Source organism: Bariatricus massiliensis (assembly GCF_900086725.1).
Lineage (GTDB): Bacteria > Bacillota > Clostridia > Lachnospirales > Lachnospiraceae > Allocoprococcus > Allocoprococcus massiliensis.
On sequence record NZ_LT574838.1, the window covers coordinates 1,221,631 to 1,237,723 of the forward strand.

The 16,093-nt window shown below is 42.5% G+C and carries 29 protein-coding genes; 2 read left to right on the forward strand and 27 right to left on the reverse strand.

All coding sequences use genetic code 11. The features are described from left to right. Positions 1 to 205: 205 nt before the first annotated feature. The 27 genes from rpmJ to rpsJ all read right to left on the reverse strand — a co-directional run bounded on the left by rpmJ (position 206) and on the right by rpsJ (position 13,673). On the reverse strand, positions 206 to 319 hold the full coding sequence (gene rpmJ, locus BN6465_RS20350) for a 50S ribosomal protein L36 (protein WP_074017808.1): 114 nt from the start codon (positions 317 to 319) through the stop codon (positions 206 to 208). A gap of 174 nt (positions 320 to 493) precedes the next feature. Then, positions 494 to 712 carry a translation initiation factor IF-1 gene (gene infA / locus BN6465_RS17375; RefSeq protein ID WP_004607275.1) on the reverse strand — a complete coding sequence of 73 codons (219 nt, stop codon included), beginning with the start codon at positions 710 to 712 and terminating at the stop codon, positions 494 to 496. A gap of 1 nt (position 713) precedes the next feature. Next, complete coding sequence (locus BN6465_RS17380) at positions 714 to 980, reverse strand: KOW domain-containing RNA-binding protein (RefSeq protein ID WP_066737571.1); 267 nt, start codon at positions 978 to 980, stop codon at positions 714 to 716. Positions 981 to 985: 5 nt separating this feature from the next. After that, complete coding sequence (gene map, locus BN6465_RS17385; RefSeq protein ID WP_066737573.1) at positions 986 to 1,750, reverse strand: type I methionyl aminopeptidase; 765 nt, start codon at positions 1,748 to 1,750, stop codon at positions 986 to 988. 3 nt (positions 1,751 to 1,753) lie between these two features. Then, positions 1,754 to 2,398, reverse strand: a complete 645-nt coding sequence (locus BN6465_RS17390; RefSeq protein ID WP_066737575.1) for an adenylate kinase — start codon at positions 2,396 to 2,398, stop codon at positions 1,754 to 1,756. Positions 2,399 to 2,495: 97 nt separating this feature from the next. Next, positions 2,496 to 3,848, reverse strand: coding sequence for a preprotein translocase subunit SecY (secY, locus tag BN6465_RS17395; protein ID WP_066737577.1), 1,353 nt, complete (start codon positions 3,846 to 3,848; stop codon positions 2,496 to 2,498). Next, on the reverse strand, positions 3,848 to 4,288 hold the full coding sequence (rplO, locus tag BN6465_RS17400; RefSeq protein WP_066737578.1) for a 50S ribosomal protein L15: 441 nt from the start codon (positions 4,286 to 4,288) through the stop codon (positions 3,848 to 3,850). The genes secY and rplO overlap by 1 nt, the downstream gene beginning before the upstream one ends. Before the next feature lie 25 nt (positions 4,289 to 4,313). Next, positions 4,314 to 4,496 carry a 50S ribosomal protein L30 gene (gene rpmD, locus BN6465_RS17405; protein WP_066737579.1) on the reverse strand — a complete coding sequence of 61 codons (183 nt, stop codon included), beginning with the start codon at positions 4,494 to 4,496 and terminating at the stop codon, positions 4,314 to 4,316. Positions 4,497 to 4,509: 13 nt separating this feature from the next. Further along, positions 4,510 to 5,019 (reverse strand): 30S ribosomal protein S5, encoded by a 510-nt coding sequence (gene rpsE, locus BN6465_RS17410; protein ID WP_066737580.1) that lies wholly within the window; start codon positions 5,017 to 5,019, stop codon positions 4,510 to 4,512. A 14-nt stretch (positions 5,020 to 5,033) separates the two neighbouring features. After that, a complete protein-coding gene (gene rplR, locus BN6465_RS17415) occupies positions 5,034 to 5,402 on the reverse strand; it encodes a 50S ribosomal protein L18 (RefSeq protein WP_066737581.1) in 369 nt (122 codons plus the stop codon). Between the two features lie 19 nt (positions 5,403 to 5,421). Then, complete coding sequence (rplF, locus tag BN6465_RS17420) at positions 5,422 to 5,964, reverse strand: 50S ribosomal protein L6 (protein ID WP_066737582.1); 543 nt, start codon at positions 5,962 to 5,964, stop codon at positions 5,422 to 5,424. Positions 5,965 to 6,142: 178 nt separating this feature from the next. Next, the gene (rpsH, locus tag BN6465_RS17425) at positions 6,143 to 6,544 is read right to left on the reverse strand and encodes a 30S ribosomal protein S8 (RefSeq protein WP_066737584.1); all 402 of its coding nucleotides are present in this window, start codon (positions 6,542 to 6,544) and stop codon (positions 6,143 to 6,145) included. A 279-nt stretch (positions 6,545 to 6,823) separates the two neighbouring features. Beyond that, positions 6,824 to 7,009 (reverse strand): type Z 30S ribosomal protein S14, encoded by a 186-nt coding sequence (locus BN6465_RS17430; protein WP_066737586.1) that lies wholly within the window; start codon positions 7,007 to 7,009, stop codon positions 6,824 to 6,826. Between the two features lie 12 nt (positions 7,010 to 7,021). Continuing rightward, positions 7,022 to 7,561, reverse strand: a complete 540-nt coding sequence (gene rplE / locus BN6465_RS17435) for a 50S ribosomal protein L5 (RefSeq protein WP_066737588.1) — start codon at positions 7,559 to 7,561, stop codon at positions 7,022 to 7,024. A gap of 23 nt (positions 7,562 to 7,584) precedes the next feature. After that, the gene (rplX, locus tag BN6465_RS17440) at positions 7,585 to 7,896 is read right to left on the reverse strand and encodes a 50S ribosomal protein L24 (RefSeq protein WP_066737590.1); all 312 of its coding nucleotides are present in this window, start codon (positions 7,894 to 7,896) and stop codon (positions 7,585 to 7,587) included. 15 nt (positions 7,897 to 7,911) lie between these two features. Beyond that, complete coding sequence (rplN, locus tag BN6465_RS17445; protein ID WP_066737592.1) at positions 7,912 to 8,280, reverse strand: 50S ribosomal protein L14; 369 nt, start codon at positions 8,278 to 8,280, stop codon at positions 7,912 to 7,914. A 13-nt stretch (positions 8,281 to 8,293) separates the two neighbouring features. Then, positions 8,294 to 8,548 (reverse strand): 30S ribosomal protein S17, encoded by a 255-nt coding sequence (rpsQ, locus tag BN6465_RS17450; protein WP_066737593.1) that lies wholly within the window; start codon positions 8,546 to 8,548, stop codon positions 8,294 to 8,296. A gap of 28 nt (positions 8,549 to 8,576) precedes the next feature. Next, positions 8,577 to 8,786, reverse strand: coding sequence for a 50S ribosomal protein L29 (gene rpmC, locus BN6465_RS17455; RefSeq protein ID WP_066737596.1), 210 nt, complete (start codon positions 8,784 to 8,786; stop codon positions 8,577 to 8,579). Then, a complete protein-coding gene (rplP, locus tag BN6465_RS17460; protein ID WP_066737598.1) occupies positions 8,776 to 9,213 on the reverse strand; it encodes a 50S ribosomal protein L16 in 438 nt (145 codons plus the stop codon). The genes rpmC and rplP overlap by 11 nt, the downstream gene beginning before the upstream one ends. Continuing rightward, positions 9,213 to 9,869 (reverse strand): 30S ribosomal protein S3, encoded by a 657-nt coding sequence (rpsC, locus tag BN6465_RS17465; protein ID WP_066737600.1) that lies wholly within the window; start codon positions 9,867 to 9,869, stop codon positions 9,213 to 9,215. Before rpsC ends, rplP begins: the two co-directional genes overlap by 1 nt. An 11-nt stretch (positions 9,870 to 9,880) precedes the next feature. Continuing rightward, positions 9,881 to 10,267 carry a 50S ribosomal protein L22 gene (gene rplV / locus BN6465_RS17470; RefSeq protein ID WP_066737602.1) on the reverse strand — a complete coding sequence of 129 codons (387 nt, stop codon included), beginning with the start codon at positions 10,265 to 10,267 and terminating at the stop codon, positions 9,881 to 9,883. 31 nt (positions 10,268 to 10,298) lie between these two features. After that, positions 10,299 to 10,580: a 30S ribosomal protein S19 gene (gene rpsS, locus BN6465_RS17475; RefSeq protein ID WP_066737604.1), complete on the reverse strand. Its 282-nt coding sequence runs from the start codon at positions 10,578 to 10,580 to the stop codon at positions 10,299 to 10,301. Positions 10,581 to 10,605: 25 nt separating this feature from the next. Beyond that, positions 10,606 to 11,448, reverse strand: coding sequence for a 50S ribosomal protein L2 (rplB, locus tag BN6465_RS17480; protein ID WP_066737606.1), 843 nt, complete (start codon positions 11,446 to 11,448; stop codon positions 10,606 to 10,608). A gap of 196 nt (positions 11,449 to 11,644) precedes the next feature. Then, positions 11,645 to 11,950 (reverse strand): 50S ribosomal protein L23, encoded by a 306-nt coding sequence (gene rplW, locus BN6465_RS17485; RefSeq protein ID WP_066737608.1) that lies wholly within the window; start codon positions 11,948 to 11,950, stop codon positions 11,645 to 11,647. Next, positions 11,950 to 12,570, reverse strand: coding sequence for a 50S ribosomal protein L4 (gene rplD, locus BN6465_RS17490; RefSeq protein WP_066737610.1), 621 nt, complete (start codon positions 12,568 to 12,570; stop codon positions 11,950 to 11,952). Before rplD ends, rplW begins: the two co-directional genes overlap by 1 nt. A 30-nt stretch (positions 12,571 to 12,600) precedes the next feature. Then, positions 12,601 to 13,281 carry a 50S ribosomal protein L3 gene (gene rplC, locus BN6465_RS17495; RefSeq protein WP_066737612.1) on the reverse strand — a complete coding sequence of 227 codons (681 nt, stop codon included), beginning with the start codon at positions 13,279 to 13,281 and terminating at the stop codon, positions 12,601 to 12,603. A 74-nt stretch (positions 13,282 to 13,355) separates the two neighbouring features. Beyond that, complete coding sequence (gene rpsJ, locus BN6465_RS17500) at positions 13,356 to 13,673, reverse strand: 30S ribosomal protein S10 (protein ID WP_066737614.1); 318 nt, start codon at positions 13,671 to 13,673, stop codon at positions 13,356 to 13,358. Between the two features lie 962 nt (positions 13,674 to 14,635). On the opposite strand from rpsJ, the gene BN6465_RS20870 reads away from it, so the two are divergent. Together BN6465_RS20870 and BN6465_RS17510 are read left to right on the forward strand one after the other, a co-directional pair. Further along, positions 14,636 to 14,788: a hypothetical protein gene (locus BN6465_RS20870; protein ID WP_154670283.1), complete on the forward strand. Its 153-nt coding sequence runs from the start codon at positions 14,636 to 14,638 to the stop codon at positions 14,786 to 14,788. 161 nt (positions 14,789 to 14,949) lie between these two features. Further along, positions 14,950 to 16,047 (forward strand): sulfite exporter TauE/SafE family protein, encoded by a 1,098-nt coding sequence (locus BN6465_RS17510; RefSeq protein WP_066737618.1) that lies wholly within the window; start codon positions 14,950 to 14,952, stop codon positions 16,045 to 16,047. Positions 16,048 to 16,093 lie beyond the last annotated feature (46 nt).

Genomic DNA, 16,093 nt, shown 5'->3' on the forward strand with positions numbered 1-16,093 from the left:
GATAGCGCCCACACACACCCTGGCGTATCCTACTATCAGCCGCCTAAATTAGTTTGCACAAAATTAACTTGAGACTTCTTAGTCTCATTAAGACATACAAGTTCCGTGCGCCTAAGCTCCTCTGTCGCCTGTCGGCTCGTCGTCGCTAACGCTTGGGAACGGCTTTCTCACTAAGCTCAGCTACGCTTCGCTAAGTGTTCAATGCCTAGCCTTGTCTTTGTTTGTGCTTCGGGTTTTCGCAGATAATTCTGACGCTCCCTTTTCTTCTGATAACTTTGCATTTTTCGCAAATCGGTTTTACTGATGATCTAACCTTCACGTCAAATCCTCCTTTCATACCTTATCCCTGACCGCATAGCTGCGGTATACGTTGAGGGATGCCCTATCGGGTATACCTTGCTTTGTCTGCAGTTTCTACTATTCCCAGCCAATTTGTCCGAGAACAGTTCGCCTAATATTATAACACTACTTTTTTCCTAAAGTCAATACTTTTTTATTTATCTCTCCAGATAATCCTTCCTTTAGATAAATCGTATGGTGACAGCTCTAATGTAACTTTGTCACCCGGCAGAATTTTAATAAAGTTCATGCGAAGTTTGCCGCTGATATGCGCAAGTACTTGATGACCATTCTCCAATTCAACCTGAAACATTGCGTTGGGCAGTTTCTCTACTACAGTTCCTTCGATTTCGATTACGTCTGCTTTTGACATGTTAGTTTTCCTCCTTCATTCCTGCTTTCTGGTTTTCATACTCTTTCAGTATCCGTTTAATTCTCACATCGTCCGCTGCTTCTATTTCATACTGTCTGCGAATGAGCTGCACATGTTTTCTTTTTTTCTTTTTCAGCTTGGCAAGTGTTCTAATCTTACCGTCCGCTAGATATACATATGTCTCATCCAAATCAATAATTACATAGATTTTTCCGCTATCATGTCCGGCCAGCGACTTTGCAAGCATTCCTTTTTCCCATCTATCCATACTTCCTACACCCCTTGGTCCGACAATGTCAGAAGCTTCGGTTCTCCCTTTGTAATCAGCACTGTATTTTCATAATGTGCCGATAAAGCGCCGTCCTTTGTGACTACTGTCCAGTCATCCGAAAGCCATTTGACCTTTTCTGTGCCGGCATTGATCATAGGCTCAATTGCCAATGTCATTCCCGCCTTCAGTTTCGGCCCGCGCCTGTTCATAGGAAAGTTTGGAATCTCCGGCTCCTCGTGGAGGTGAGTACCGATTCCATGTCCACACAACTCCCGCACAACTCCATAGCCTTTTGCCATAGCATATTTTCCGATTGCCTCTGAAATCTCAAATAGATAATTGCCTTCTTTCGCAAACTTTATACCCTCAAAGAAACTTTCACGGGTAATCTGTATCAATTCCTGTGCCTCGCGGCTTATCTGCCCTACCCCGTAGGTGCGGGCCGCGTCGGAATGATATCCCTTGTATATAACTCCTGCGTCAAGACTTACAATATCTCCTTCTTTGACTATACGTTTGCCGCTCGGAATCCCATGGACTACTTCTTCGTTGACAGAGACACAGATAGACGCCGGATACCCGTTGTAATTTAGGAAAGAAGGCTCGCAGCCGTAGCTGCGAATCACTTCCTCACCCAACCTGTCAATATCCAATGTTGTCATTCCCGGCTTCAATGCTTCCCGAAGCGTGTCATGTACGATTTCCAGAATCCTTCCGGCTTCTGTCATCAGCTCAATTTCTCTTTCTGATTTAATCGTAATCGACATATATTACTCTCCTAATATAGAAACAATTGCTGCAAATACGTCTTCCATATCTACAGTTCCATCCACAGTCTTTAAAATACCGGCTTTTGTATAGTAGTCAATCAGCGGCTGTGTCTGTTCATGGTAAACGCCAAGGCGTTTCTCTACTGTTTCCGGTTTGTCATCGTCACGAAGAATCAATTCTCCTCCGCAAGTATCGCAGATACCGTCTTTTTTAGGCGCCGCGTATACTAGATGATATGTAGCTCCGCAGCCTACACACGCTCTGCGGCCGCCCATACGCTTAATAATGTTTTCATCCGGAACATCAACATCGATGGCATAATCCATCTTCTGCCCCTGTGCTTCAAGAGCCTTGTCAAGGGCTTCCGCCTGAGGAATCGTTCTCGGGAATCCGTCAAGAACATATCCCTTCTGGCAATCCTCCTGATTCACTCTGTCTACAACCAAGTCTACGACCAGTTCATCGGGAACCAAGAGTCCCTGATCCATAAAGGTCTTCGCCTTTTTTCCAAGCTCTGTACCGTTCTTGATATTGGCACGGAAAATGTCGCCTGTAGAAATATGTGGAATATCATATTTGGCAGCTATTTTCTTTGCCTGTGTTCCTTTGCCCGCTCCCGGCGCGCCTAACATAATTATCTTCATTCTGCGGCCTCCTTTTATTTTTGTTTAGATAGTACTTAACTCGTTGGCTTTTATTCCCCGCAAGGAATAAAAAACAACGAGCTAAATTGTCTTATTTTTAATATCCAAGGAAACTATTTTTCATATTATTTCCTTTGTTATTTAAAAATCCTGTATAGTTACGCACGAGCATCTGTGACTCAATCTGTTTAATTGTCTCCAATACTACACCAATGATAATAATCAGTGATGTACCACCGAAAGAAACATTTGCTCCCAGCGTTCCGTTGAATACGTACGGAATAACCTGAATGATAACCAGACCGCATGCACCTACAAAAATGATATAATGCAGAATTTTATTCAAGTATTCTACCGTAGGTTTGCCCGGACGAATACCCGGAATAAATCCCCCGCTCTTCTTCATGTTATTTGCGATTTCCAACGGGTTAAAAGTAATGCTCGTATAGAAATATGCAAAGAAGACTGTCAAGGCAATGTAAATAAGAAGTCCCCATGAATATTTAATATGCTGTGGGTTACACCAGTTTCCTGAATTAAGTCCACGGAGAATCTCGCTGCCAATTCCAGTCCCATCTCCTTTTCCAAGGAATGACGCTATCACGATTGGGAACTGCATAATGGATGATGCGAAGATTACCGGGATAACTCCAGCTGTATTCACCTTCAGCGGAATGTTAGTGGACTGTCCGCCCACGGTCTTTCTGCCCTGAACCTTCTGGGAATACTGAACAGGAATTCTTCTCTCACCGCCTTGTAGGATTACAGTAAGTACTACTAATACTAAGATGATTGCAAGTATAATAAGTCCTGCAAGTCCTCCTTTAGCAAGTCCTTTTCCTTTGATGAACTTCTCATAAAGGGTCGTAAGGTCTGACGGCACACGGGATAAGATATTGATGAGCAGGACGATGGAGATACCATTTCCCACACCCTTCTCCGTGATACGTTCACCGATCCACATAAGGAATGCAGAACCAGCTGTCATAGTAAGAACTACAATCGCTGCATTTACAAAATTGTATTCTTCTAAGAATCCCTGACGTCCAAAGCCTACTGCCATAGCAGTGGACTGAATCAGCGCCAGAGCAACCGTCACATAACGGGTGATTGCGGTAATCTTCTTCCGGCCATCCTCGCCCTCCTTCTGCATTTCCTCAAGCTTCGGAATTGCAATTGTAAGGAGCTGCATGATAATGGAAGAAGTAATATACGGTGTGATACTCAATGCGAATATAGCCATCTGTTCAAAGGAACCGCCGGTGAAGGCGCTGAAGAAATTGAACGTTTCACCGGACTGATTCGCAAAAAAGTCTTTAATATACTGCCCATTCACTCCCGGTATCGGCAGCTGTGAGCCTAGACGTACTACAAACAACATCGCAAGGGTATACAGTATCTTTTTCCGTATATCATCAATTTGAAACGCCTTACGGAATGTCTGTAGCATTAGATCACCTCTGCTTTTCCACCAAGAGCTTCAATCTTTTCTACAGCGCCTGCGCTGAACGCATTTGCCTGAACTGTAAGCTTTTTGGTTAATTCTCCATTTCCAAGAATTTTAACACCATCTCTCGGGTTCTTAACGATTCCCGCTTCGATTAATGTCTCTACAGAAACAACACTATCATTATCAAACGCTTCCAGAGCACTTATATTAATTCCAACAATTGTCTTAGAGTTTCTACATGTGAATCCTCTCTTCGGGATTCTTCTGTATAACGGCATCTGGCCACCTTCGAAACCAGGTCTTGTTGCTCCTGAACGAGCTTTCTGTCCTTTGTGTCCTTTTCCGGCAGTCTTACCGTTTCCTGAACCGTGTCCACGGCCTCTTCTGAAATTATCGCTATGTTTTGCCCCATCAGCAGGTCTTAAGTTTGATAAGTCCATTGTGACACCTCCTTATCTATAAGATTTAAGCTTCTTCTTCTACTTTTACCAAATGTCTTACCTGCTGTACCATTCCTCTGGTCGCAGCATTATCCGGTAAAACAACTGTCTTGTTAAGCTTTCTAAGGCCTAACGCTTCTACTGTTTTTTTATGTTTCGGAACAGCGCCGATTGTTGATTTTACTAATGTGATTTTCAAGTTTGCCATTGTAATCTCCTCCTTAGCCTAAAATCTCTTCTACAGATTTACCGCGAAGTTTAGCTACGTCTTCCGGAGCTTTCACCTGACTTAATCCATTAATAGTAGCAAGTACTACGTTCTGTTTATTTCTGGAACCCATGGATTTTGTACGGATGTTTTTGATTCCTGCCATTTCAATAACGGCACGCGCCGGTCCTCCGGCGATAACTCCTGTACCATCCGGAGCTTTCTTCAGAAGTACGGAAGCGCTTCCGAATTCTCCTACGAGGTCATGTGTAATACTTCCATTATCATCCATTGATACTGTAATTAATTTCTTCATAGCATCTTCTTTTCCTTTGCGGATAGCTTCCGGAATTTCAGTTGCCTTTCCTAAACCTGCACCAACATGGCCATTTCCATCACCAACAACAACTAAAGCTGTGAATCTGAAGTTACGACCACCTTTAACAACTTTGGTAACACGTTTGATTGATACTACTTTTTCGTTCAGCTCTAACTGACTTGCATCAATACGTTCTTGTTTCATGTGTGCTCCTCCTTCTAGAATTCTAACCCAGCTTCTCTTGCTGCGTCTGCTAATGCTTTAACTTTTCCGTGATAGATGAATCCTCCTCTGTCAAATACAACAGAAGTGATTCCTTTCTCGATTGCTTTTTTCGCAATCACTGTTCCAAGATATGCTGCTGCATCAACGTTGTTGGTCTTTTCTAATTCAGCCTTCACGTCTTTCTGAAGAGTGGATGCTGAAACAAGAGTATTTCCAACTGTATCGTCAATAATTTGAGCATACATATGATTATTGCTTCTAAACACAGCCAAACGCGGTCTTTCAGCAGTACCGCTGAAACGGTTGCGCAGTTTTCTATGCTTATTTAAACGAACTTCGCTTCTTGATTTTTTACTAACCATTTGTTCACACTCTCCTTACTTATTTTTTACCAGTCTTACCAACTTTACGTCTGATAACTTCATCAGCATACTTAATACCTTTACCTTTGTATGGCTCCGGTCTTCTCTTATCTCTGATTTCAGCTGCGTATTGGCCTACTTTTTCTTTGCTGATACCCTTAACGGTGATTTTGTTCTGTCCTTCGAGAACTGTCTCAATTCCTTCAGGGTCTTCCATTTCAACTGGATGAGAGTATCCTAAACTTAATGTTAACTTATTGCCTGATTTTGCTGCTCTGTAACCTACACCGTTGATTTCAAGAACTTTCTCATAGCCGTCAGTTACACCGACTACCATGTTGTTAATGAGAGTTCTTGTCAATCCGTGCAAGGATTTCATTTTCTTCAAGTCGTTCGGTCTTGTTACAACGATCTGACCTTCTTCTTGTTTAATTTCCATCTCTACCGGGAGTTCTCTTGTGAGAGTTCCCTTAGGACCTGTTACAGTCACTACATTATTCTCTGCAATCTCAACAGTAACGCCTGCCGGAACTGCGATTGGAAGTCTTCCTATACGTGACATTCCATTTACCTCCTACACTTAAATTCTCGGAACGGGGGCTAAGCCCGCTCTGTTTTCAGTTGCTTGCGCAAGGAAGTTCTTCTCGCTAAGCTCGATAATACCTCGCTAAGCTCCAAGAACGCCCTCGCACTAAGTTCAAGCTTCGCCTACGGCTCGCTTTCACTAAGTTGCTTTCGGGCTACCAAACAAACGCTAAAACTTCTCCGCCTACTCCGCGTTTTCTTGCTTCTTTGTCGGTGATTACGCCTTCGTTTGTGGAAATGATTGCTGTTCCCAGTCCTCCAAGTACCTTCGGAAGTTCATCTTTACCTGCGTAAACACGAAGTCCCGGTTTGGAAATCTTTTTGAGGCCAGAGATAACTTTTTCATTTTTGTCAGCACCGTATTTTAATGTTACACGGATTGTTGTGAAGTTTCCTTCTTCTACTAAATCATATTTTTTGATGTATCCTTCATTTAAAAGAATATCAGCGATAGCGATTTTCATTTTAGATGCAGGGATATCAACTGTATCGTGTTTTGCAGTGTTTGCATTACGGATTCTTGTAAGCATATCTGCAATTGGATCACTCATAGTCATTTGGGCATCCTCCTTTTATATTCTAATTATCATAGGTTTGCAATACCGCTCCACTTAGTCTTTCTAAGACAGACAACGTTCCGTGCGCCTAAGCTCAAGCTTCGCCTTCTGCTCGCTTTCACTAACGCTTGGAAACAGCCTTCTCACTAGACTCGGACCGGCGCAACCTTAAGGTAGTTCTTCTCGCTAAGCTCGAAAATACCTCGCTAAGCTCCAAGAACGGCCTCGCACTAAGTTCAAGCTTCGCCTATGGCTTGCTTTCACTAAGTTGCTTTCGGCCTACCAACTAGCTTTCTTTACTCCTGGAATTTGTCCTTTGTATGCCAGTTCACGGAAGCATACACGGCAGATTCCATATTTTCTTAAATACGCATGTGGACGTCCACAAATTCTGCAGCGGTTGTATTCTCTTGTAGAGAATTTCTGTTTCTGCTGCTGTTTATTTTTCATTGATGTCTTAGCCATGAATTTCCCTCCTTACTTAGTGAATGGCATGTTGAACTGTGTTAATAATTCACGTGCTTCTTCGTCTGTCTTTGCAGTTGTAACGAAGATTACGTCCATACCTCTAACCTTGTCAACCTTATCATATTCGATTTCAGGGAAAATCAACTGTTCTTTAATTCCAAGAGCATAGTTACCTCTTCCGTCAAATGCGTTCGGGTTTACACCTCTGAAGTCACGTACACGAGGCAGTGCGAGGTTGATGAGCCGGTCAACGAACTCATACATTTTTTCTCCCCTTAAAGTAACCTTACATCCGATTGCCATGCCTTCACGAATCTTGAAGTTAGCAACAGAGTTTTTAGCTTTTGTCAGAACAGCCTTCTGGCCGGTAATCTTTTCCATATCAGCTACAGCTGAATCCAATGCTTTCGCATTGTCTTTTGCTTCGCCTACACCCATGTTGATAACAACCTTATCGAGCTTCGGCACTTCCATAATATTTTTATATCCGAATTTTTTAACCATGTTGTCCATGATTTCATTCATATATTGTTCTTTCAGTCTACTCAAAGCTTTGGACCTCCTTCCTCGAATTAATCAATTACATCGCCTGTTGATTTTGCAACACGCACTTTTTTATCTCCGTCCATCTTGAAACCTACTCTTGTAGCTTTTCCTTTATGGACATACATTACGTTAGAAGCGTCGATTGGACCTTCCTGATGGATAATCCCGCCTTCTGCGTTAGAAGCGCTCGGTTTTGTGTGTTTTGTTCTGATGTTGACACCTTCCACAAGAACAGTACTGTTTTTCTTATCTACAGAGATAACCTTGCCTTCTTTATCTTTATCTTTACCAGCGATTACTTTAACAGTGTCGCCTTTTTTGATTTTCATTGTTGACATTATGCTCGCACCTCCTTACAGTACTTCTGGAGCCAGTGAAACAATTTTCATAAACTGTTTTTCACGAAGTTCTCTGGCTACAGGTCCAAAAATACGAGTTCCTCTTGGGTTTTTGTCATCTTTTATAATTACAGCTGCATTTTCATCAAATCTGATGTAAGAACCATCTTTACGGCGTGTCTTATTTACAGTACGGACAACAACTGCCTTTACAACGTCGCCTTTTTTAACAACGCCGCCTGGTGTTGCATCTTTGACCGTAGCAACAATAATGTCGCCGATAGCTGCATATCTTCTTGTAGAACCGCCCAACACACGGATACAGAGTAATTCTTTAGCACCTGTGTTATCTGCTACTCTTAATCTGCTTTCTTGCTGTATCATGCAGGTAAACCTCCTATTTAACTTTTTCTACTACTTCGACAAGTCTCCATCTTTTATCTTTGGATAACGGTCTTGTCTCCATAACTTTTACTCTATCGCCAATCTTGCATTCGTTATTCTCATCATGTGCTTTCAGCTTATAAGTTCTTTTTACGATCTTATTGTAAAGCGGATGTTTTACATGGTCTTCAACTGCAACAACAACTGTTTTGTCCATCTTGTTGCTTACAACCTTACCAACTCTCGTTTTTCTCAGGTTTCTTTCCACGGTTTTGCTCCTTTCTAGAAATCACTATCTATGCTTGTTCGTTCGCCTTTTCAGTGATCACTGTCTGAATTCTTGCGATATTTTTTCTAACTTCTTTAATTCTGCTTGTATTATCTAACTGGTTTGTTGCGTTCTGGAATCTCAGGTTAAAGAGTTCCTTCTTAGCAGCTACTAATTCTTCATTCAGTTCTGCAGCTGATTTTGCCTTTAAATCTTCTACAAATGTCTTAATTTTCACTGTTATCACCGCCTTCTAAATCTGCACGAGAAACGATTTTACATTTACAAGGTAATTTGTGCATAGCAAGACGCAGAGCTTCTCTTGCAACTTCTTCAGGTACTCCTGCAAGCTCGAACATTACTCGTCCTGGTTTAACAACTGCTACCCAGTATTCTAAAGTTCCTTTACCGGAACCCATACGCGTTTCAGCCGGTTTCGTAGTTACTGGTTTATCCGGGAAAATCTTAATCCAAACTTTACCGCCACGCTTGATGTAACGTGTCATCGCGATACGGGCTGCTTCTATCTGATTGGATCTAATCCAGCATGGTTCCATAGCAACGAGGCCAAACTCACCGTTCGTGATTTTGTTTCCTCTTAATGCTTTACCTTTCATGGAGCCGCGGAATTGTTTTCTACGTTTTACTCTTTTTGGCATTAACATTATTTATCGCTCCCTTCCTTACTTGCCTTTGTTGGAAGTACTTCGCCTTTGTATATCCATACTTTAACACCAACTTTTCCGTAAGTTGTGTCAGCTTCAGCGAAGCCATAGTCAATGTCAGCTCTCAGTGTCTGAAGCGGAATCGTACCTTCGCTGTAGAACTCTGTACGAGCCATATCAGCTCCGCCGAGACGTCCGGATACGGAAGTCTTAACACCAAGTGCTCCTGCTTTCATAGTTCTTCCCATACAAGACTTCATAGCACGTCTGAAGGAGATACGGTTCTCCAGCTGCTGTGCGATGTTCTCAGCTACTAACTGAGCATCCTTGTCTGGTCTCTTAACTTCTTTGATATCTACGATTAATTTTTTGTCTGTCATCTTCTGAAGTTCTGCTTTTACCTTCTCGATTTCAGATCCGCCTTTACCGATTACTACACCCGGTTTAGCTGTATAAATAATAATTTTTACACGGTCAGATGCTCTTTCGATTTCAATCTTAGAAACACCGGCACTGTATAATTTCTTTTTAAGAAATGTTCTGATTTTGTGGTCTTCTACTAAATAATCTGCGAAGTCTTTTTCAGCATACCATTTAGAGTCCCAGTCTTTGATTACACCGACTCTCAAGCCATGAGGATTAACTTTCTGTCCCATTATTGCCCTCCTTATCTTTCATTCAGCACTAAAGTAATGTGGCTCATTCTCTTTTCGATTCTGTAAGCTCTACCCTGTGCTCTCGGTCTGATTCTCTTCATTGTTGGCCCCTTATTTGCGTAACATTCTTCAATATAAAGGTTCTCAACGTTCATACCGTTATTGTTCTCAGCATTAGCGATAGCTGATTCTAATAATTTCTTTATAATGCTTGAAGCGTATCTTGGGTTGTAAGTTAAAATACCAAGCGCTGTTGTAACATCCTTACCTCTGATGGCATCCAATACGAAACATGCTTTCTGAACAGAAACTCTAGCGTAAGATAACTTCGCTGAAGGTCTTGTGTCTTTGTTTGCATTTCTTTCTCTCTTAATTTGACTTCTATGTCCTTTTGCCATGGGATGAAACCTCCTTTCGATTCGTTAAATATTATCTAACTTTAGATTTCTTTTCGTCTTTTCCATGTCCTCTGTAAGTTCTTGTAGCAACGAACTCTCCGAGTTTATGTCCAACCATATCTTCTGTCACATATACCGGAACATGCTTTCTTCCGTCATGAACTGCGATTGTATGTCCAATCATCATTGGGAAGATTGTAGAACGACGAGACCATGTCTTGATAACGCCCTTGTCTCCTGATGCGTTCATTGCTTCCACTTTCTTAAGCAGGCTTGCGTCTGCGAATGGTCCTTTTTTAAGTGAACGAGCCATAGGTTCTAACCTCCTTCAAAATTGTCTATTTGATTCCTCTACCGTCTTTTCTTCTGATGATCAGCTTGTTAGACTGTTTGTTTTTCTTACGAGTCTTAAGACCAAGTGCCGGTTTACCCCAAGGAGTACACGGACCCGGACGGCCGATTCCAGTCTTACCTTCACCACCACCGTGTGGATGGTCATTCGGGTTCATAACAGAACCACGAACTGTAGGTCTAAAGCCCATGTGACGTTTACGTCCTGCTTTACCAACATTGATGAGGTTGTGGTCACCATTTCCGACAACGCCGACAGATGCGCGGCATTCGATCGGAACCATTCTCATTTCGCCTGACGGCAGTCTGAGTGTTGCATATTTGCCTTCTTTAGCCATTAACTGAGCGCTGTTTCCGGCTGAACGAACAAGCTGTCCGCCTTTTCCCGGGTGAAGCTCAATATTGTGAATCTGTGTACCAACCGGGATATTAGCAAGCGGCAGGCAGTTTCCTACTCTTACTTCTGCTTCCGGTCCGTTCATAACTTTCATTCCGTCTGTTAAGCCTTCCGGAGCAAGGATGTAAGCTTTTTCTCCGTCTGCGTAGCAGATGAGCGCGATGTTTGCGCTTCTGTTCGGATCGTATTCGATTCCGATTACTGTAGCCATGATTCCGTCTTTTTTACGTTTGAAGTCTACAAGTCTATATTTTCTCTTAACTCCGCCTCCGCGGTGTCTAACTGTAATTTTACCCTGATTATTACGTCCGGCTGTCTTGTTCAAAGATACAACTAAGGATTTTTCCGGAGTTGTCTTTGTGATTTCGGAGAAATCAGAACCGGTCATATGTCTTCTGGAAGGTGTATATGGGCGGTATGTTTTAATTCCCATTACTATATCTCCTTTCGTTACTTACTAATTATTTGTGTCACGGAATTGCACCGTTTAAATGATTGAGTCACTTAGTGGGGATGTTCTCCTCGCTAAACTCATCTGCCACCACTTGAGTGGGGACGTTCTCCTCGCTAAGCTCCGAGAACGGGTCTCGACTAAGACTCAATCTTCGCTCCGCTCGTTTTCGTCAAGTCTACAGACCCTGGAAAATCTCAATCTCAGCGGATTCAGCTGTGAGCTGAACGATAGCTTTTTTTGTCTTTGCTGTCTTTCCGAATGTCATAGAGCCACGAGCTCTTTTTTTCTTTCCGTCAAGGTTCATTGTGTTGACATTTGCAACCTTTGTTCCCGGGAACATTTTTTCAACAGCTTCTTTAACCTGAGTCTTGGTAGCCTCTGTGTGAACTAAGAATGTGTATTTCTTGTCAGCCATAAGCTCCATTGTCTTCTCAGTTACTACTGGTTTAAGGATTACATCATAATACTGAATGTTTGCCATTATGCGTACACCTCCTCGATGTTTGCAACAGCAGCTTTCGTTGCGATTACTGTGTTGTATTTCAGGATATCATACACATTGATTGTATTTGTGCGGGCTGTCTTGATGTCAGCGATGTTTCTTGCTGAAAGCTCTGCGTTCTTGTTTCCGTCTTCTAATACAACTAATGCTTTAGATACTGACAGGTTGTTTAATACTTCCTGGAATTTTTTTGTCTTGATTTCGTCGAAGTTGATTTCATCAACAACAATAAATTTCTTAGCCTCTACTCTGGATGTCAGTGCAGACTTAAGAGCAGCTCTTTTTTCTTTTTTGTTCAATTTGAAAGAATAATCTCTCGGTGTCGGTGCGAATACTACTCCACCGCCTGTCCACTGCGGAGATCTTGTAGAACCCTGTCTTGCATGACCTGTTCCTTTCTGTCTCCACGGTTTTCTTCCGCCGCCGGAAACTTCAGCACGTGTCTTTGCTTTCTGTGTTCCCTGACGATTATTTGCAAGCTGGCTTACAACTGCCATGTGTACAAGGTGTTCGTTTACTTCTACACCAAATACAGCGTCGTTTAAGTCGATTGTGCCAACTTCTTTACCTTCGATATTGTAAACAGATACGTTTGCCATCTGTGTGTTCCTCCTTTCCTAGTGCAAATCTTAGATAGATTTTACAGTTTCCCTGATTGTTACTAAAGATTTTTTCGGTCCCGGTACGGCACCTTTTACTAAGAGCAGATTGTTCTCAGCGTCTACCTTTACGATTTCAAGGTTCTGAACTGTAATTCTCTTTGCTCCCATGTGTCCTGGCATCTTTTTGCCCTTGAATACTTTACTCGGGTCTGATGCAGCACCATTGGAACCAGCGTGACGATGGAACTTGGAACCATGTGCCATAGGTCCTCTGTGCTGGTTGTGTCTCTTGATTGCACCCTGGAATCCTTTACCTTTGGAAATAGCTGTCGCGTCGATTTTGTCTCCAGCCTCAAAGATATCTGCTTTAATTTCCTGAGCCAATGCAAATTCGTCTGCATTGTCGAATTTGAATTCTCTTACGAATCTTTTTCCGCTTACGCCGGCCTTGTCAAAGTGTCCTTTTTCAGCCTTTGTAACACCGTGTCTGTGCACGATTTCTTTTTTGCCGTTCTTGTCAACGTTAACGATTCTGTCTTTCTTGTCAACGAATCCAACCTGAACTGCGCTGTAACCGTCGTTTTCAACTGTCTTGATCTGTGTTACTACACATGGGCCAGCCTGAAGAACAGTTACCGGAGTTAACACTCCATCTTCGTTGAAGATTTGAGTCATTCCGACTTTGGTAGCTAAGATAGCTTTCTTCATTATAATTACCTCCTGTGATTTACAGCGGAACGTGGCTTGCACGTTCATCCTAAAACTTAGGAATTACTGTGTTCTTATTTGCTTTTCATTTTGATATCAATATACACGCCTGCCGGCATTTCCAGTCTGGACAATGCGTCTACAGTTTTCTGTGTAGGTGTGATGATATCGATGAGTCTCTTGTGAGTCCTCTGCTCGAACTGCTCTCTGGAGTCTTTGTATTTGTGAACCGCTCTTAAGATAGTAACTACTTCCTTCTTAGTCGGAAGAGGTACCGGTCCGCTAACCTGTGCTCCGTTCTTCTTTACAGTTTCGATGATTTTCTTGGCAGATGCATCTACTAATTGATGATCGTATGCCTTCAATGTGATTCTCATTACTTGACTTGCCATAAAAAAAGTCGCCTCCTTTTCGTACTTAAACCTCAGTACGACAAGCGGTGACTGTACACTTCCCCGTGTGTGTCGTGAGCAACTCACACGTTGTTACCACATTTCAGTGGCTGTTATGATTCGTACAGTGACTTGTCGCCAGTTTCCTAACTTGACATTCGCTCCGCGGAAAACCTGCCATATATGGGCAGCAACCTCTCGCTTCACAGCTATCAATGTCACAGCTTTTTTAGTATACATGATTAATATTAGGTTTTCAAGTAGTTTGTTGAAAATATTGTATTTTTTTCAATACAATCAATTTAAGTAAAAATTCATAATCATTTCCTCTATATTATGATGTCAGGGTCAAAAGGTTATACAATGCATGCTTGCATGCAATTGGATAACTTTGGGACCCGTAAAACATGAGAAAGTAGCCCGATTAGGGCGGATTTCGAATGTTTTTAGGATTTTGGGAGCACGAAGTGCGGAGAAATCCGTAGACATCAAGGTCAAAGAGTGTTTTGACCCCAGCATCATATTATAATAGAAGAAACACTATTAGAAATTAATTGTGTCTCTGCTCAGCGTACAATTGTACGCATAAAAATACAATAGTTTTCAAATTATTTATTGACACTACCACGACAACGTGGTATAGTGTAACCAACTTAATTGAGAAAAGACGTACAACCAAGGGCGGTTCCGTAACAGAGGGATACCGCTATTTTTGAAAACTCAGTTGAGTCCGACCAATTTGGTTGTTATTGCAGTTATATTGTTGCCGATTGTTTCCCCCAAGAATAATCCTGCAGCGATAAACTCCAATTGATATATACATCCTCTTTGTAGGAGCATTCCCCAGCTTTGTATATAAAACAAACTGCAATGCAACGAGGAAAAACCTCTCAATGACATACCAAAAAGAAAAGGCATGACTGCTGTCATGCCTTTTCTCTTACCCAAAAGGAGGAAATACCATGTCCGAAGAGAAAAAGCAAAAAGCACAAGAGTCCAAGCCAGAAGAGTTAAAGGATGAATATAAGGCCGGCCAAAATGACGAGTGGGCCGCCGATTCTCAGGACGAGCTGGAAGACTGGATCGAAGAACAAGGGATACAGCTGCGCTACTAACGCGCAGCTTTTCCGCCCCTCATTATCATCTGTTTTTCTACGGTGCACACGCCTTAACTTCCTTTAATTTTTACATTATTTATTCTTTACATTTCTCCCTAACTCGCCTATACTCTTTTATGGATATTAAATATAGTTAAATTTCATTGGGAGGAAATTTTATGGACATTATGTTACTTATCAAGGCAGCAATTATCATTTATGGTTTCGTCTTCGCCTTTATTCTCGTCCGCGACTGTATACAGCACAAGGAAGACTTTACCCGCACAAAGCTGGTACCTTTGGCGGCAATCGGCTTCATCAGCGACCTACTTGATACTTGGGGAATCGGCAGCTTCGCTACATGTCAGGCCGGGTTCAAGTTCAGCAAATCTTGTGATGACGAGATGATGCCGGGCACATTGAATATCGCCCACACCATCCCTACTATTCTGGAATTCCTGCTTTTCCTTGAGCTGATTCAGATTTCAGGTGTCACATTGATCGCATTGATTGCCGGAGCTGTTGTGGGGGCTGTTTTCGGCGCATCTATTGTATCCAAGTGGTCAAAGAAACTGATTCGTATCGCGCTGGGCTGTGCACTGGTAATTCTAGCGGGAGTGCTCTCCTGTAAACTGGCACATATAGGCCCCTTCGAAAGTACAATGAAGCCAGCGAAAATTGTTTCCGAAATGCAGAATCAGGGAATCACGATTGTAGGGGGAGACATTTGGGCCGATAAGACCGCCCAAAGCTCTAAACTCAGCAAACGTGAGCAGGCCGTATTCAGCGACCCTTCTGTGGCTCCGAGCGAATTGAACCACGTGATAGACGCCTTGAAAGAATCAGGAAACACGCAGATTGATAAGCGCAAGCTTTCCTCGGCTATCAAGGACAATTTGATATATGAGCTCACCGGTTCTAAGTTGATTATAGGCGTAATCGGAAATATGCTTTTAGGTGCGCTGATGACAATCGGCGTCGGACTGTACGCACCGTGTATGGCTTTAATCAGTACCTTAGGCATGAACGTAACGGCAGCTTTCCCTGTCATGATGGGTTCCTGCGCCTTTCTCATGCCTTCGGCCGGACTTCGCTTTTTAAAAGCCGGCAAGTATGACCGTAAAGCAGCGGTGATGATTACTATCTTCGGATGCGTTGGAGTATTTGTGGCCTATAAGGTCGCATCCATGCTGCCAATGAATATTCTCACCGGAATCATCGTGTGCGTGATGCTTTATACCGCATTCACCTTCTTCCGCGACCGCAACAAGGCGTAAATTATTTGAATAACATACAAAAGTCCGTGTAATCATACACGGACTT

Coding starts and splice junctions, on each gene's coding strand:
- infA (WP_004607275.1), bottom strand. CDS start 712: ATGTCAAAAGCAGACGTAATCGAAATCGAAGGAACTGTAGTAGAGAAA.
- BN6465_RS17380 (WP_066737571.1), bottom strand. CDS start 980: ATGGATAGATGGGAAAAAGGAATGCTTGCAAAGTCGCTGGCCGGACAT.
- map (WP_066737573.1), bottom strand. CDS start 1,750: ATGTCGATTACGATTAAATCAGAAAGAGAAATTGAGCTGATGACAGAA.
- BN6465_RS17390 (WP_066737575.1), bottom strand. CDS start 2,398: ATGAAGATAATTATGTTAGGCGCGCCGGGAGCGGGCAAAGGAACACAG.
- secY (WP_066737577.1), bottom strand. CDS start 3,848: ATGCTACAGACATTCCGTAAGGCGTTTCAAATTGATGATATACGGAAA.
- rplO (WP_066737578.1), bottom strand. CDS start 4,288: ATGGACTTATCAAACTTAAGACCTGCTGATGGGGCAAAACATAGCGAT.
- rpmD (WP_066737579.1), bottom strand. CDS start 4,496: ATGGCAAACTTGAAAATCACATTAGTAAAATCAACAATCGGCGCTGTT.
- rpsE (WP_066737580.1), bottom strand. CDS start 5,019: ATGAAACAAGAACGTATTGATGCAAGTCAGTTAGAGCTGAACGAAAAA.
- rplR (WP_066737581.1), bottom strand. CDS start 5,402: ATGGTTAGTAAAAAATCAAGAAGCGAAGTTCGTTTAAATAAGCATAGA.
- rplF (WP_066737582.1), bottom strand. CDS start 5,964: ATGTCACGTATAGGAAGACTTCCAATCGCAGTTCCGGCAGGCGTTACT.
- rpsH (WP_066737584.1), bottom strand. CDS start 6,544: ATGACTATGAGTGATCCAATTGCAGATATGCTTACAAGAATCCGTAAT.
- BN6465_RS17430 (WP_066737586.1), bottom strand. CDS start 7,009: ATGGCTAAGACATCAATGAAAAATAAACAGCAGCAGAAACAGAAATTC.
- rplX (WP_066737590.1), bottom strand. CDS start 7,896: ATGTCAACAATGAAAATCAAAAAAGGCGACACTGTTAAAGTAATCGCT.
- rplN (WP_066737592.1), bottom strand. CDS start 8,280: ATGATACAGCAAGAAAGCAGATTAAGAGTAGCAGATAACACAGGTGCT.
- rplP (WP_066737598.1), bottom strand. CDS start 9,213: ATGTTAATGCCAAAAAGAGTAAAACGTAGAAAACAATTCCGCGGCTCC.
- rpsC (WP_066737600.1), bottom strand. CDS start 9,869: ATGGGACAGAAAGTTAATCCTCATGGCTTGAGAGTCGGTGTAATCAAA.
- rplV (WP_066737602.1), bottom strand. CDS start 10,267: ATGGCAAAAGGACATAGAAGTCAAATTAAGAGAGAAAGAAATGCAAAC.
- rpsS (WP_066737604.1), bottom strand. CDS start 10,580: ATGGCTCGTTCACTTAAAAAAGGACCATTCGCAGACGCAAGCCTGCTT.
- rplB (WP_066737606.1), bottom strand. CDS start 11,448: ATGGGAATTAAAACATACCGCCCATATACACCTTCCAGAAGACATATG.
- rplW (WP_066737608.1), bottom strand. CDS start 11,950: ATGGCAAACATTCAGTATTATGATGTAATCCTTAAACCAGTAGTAACT.
- rplD (WP_066737610.1), bottom strand. CDS start 12,570: ATGGCAAACGTATCTGTTTACAATATCGAAGGTAAAGAAGTTGGCACA.
- rplC (WP_066737612.1), bottom strand. CDS start 13,281: ATGAAGAAAGCTATCTTAGCTACCAAAGTCGGAATGACTCAAATCTTC.
- rpsJ (WP_066737614.1), bottom strand. CDS start 13,673: ATGGCAAGTCAAGTAATGAGAATCACATTGAAGGCATACGATCATCAA.
- BN6465_RS20870 (WP_154670283.1), top strand. CDS start 14,636: ATGTCCGAAGAGAAAAAGCAAAAAGCACAAGAGTCCAAGCCAGAAGAG.
- BN6465_RS17510 (WP_066737618.1), top strand. CDS start 14,950: ATGGACATTATGTTACTTATCAAGGCAGCAATTATCATTTATGGTTTC.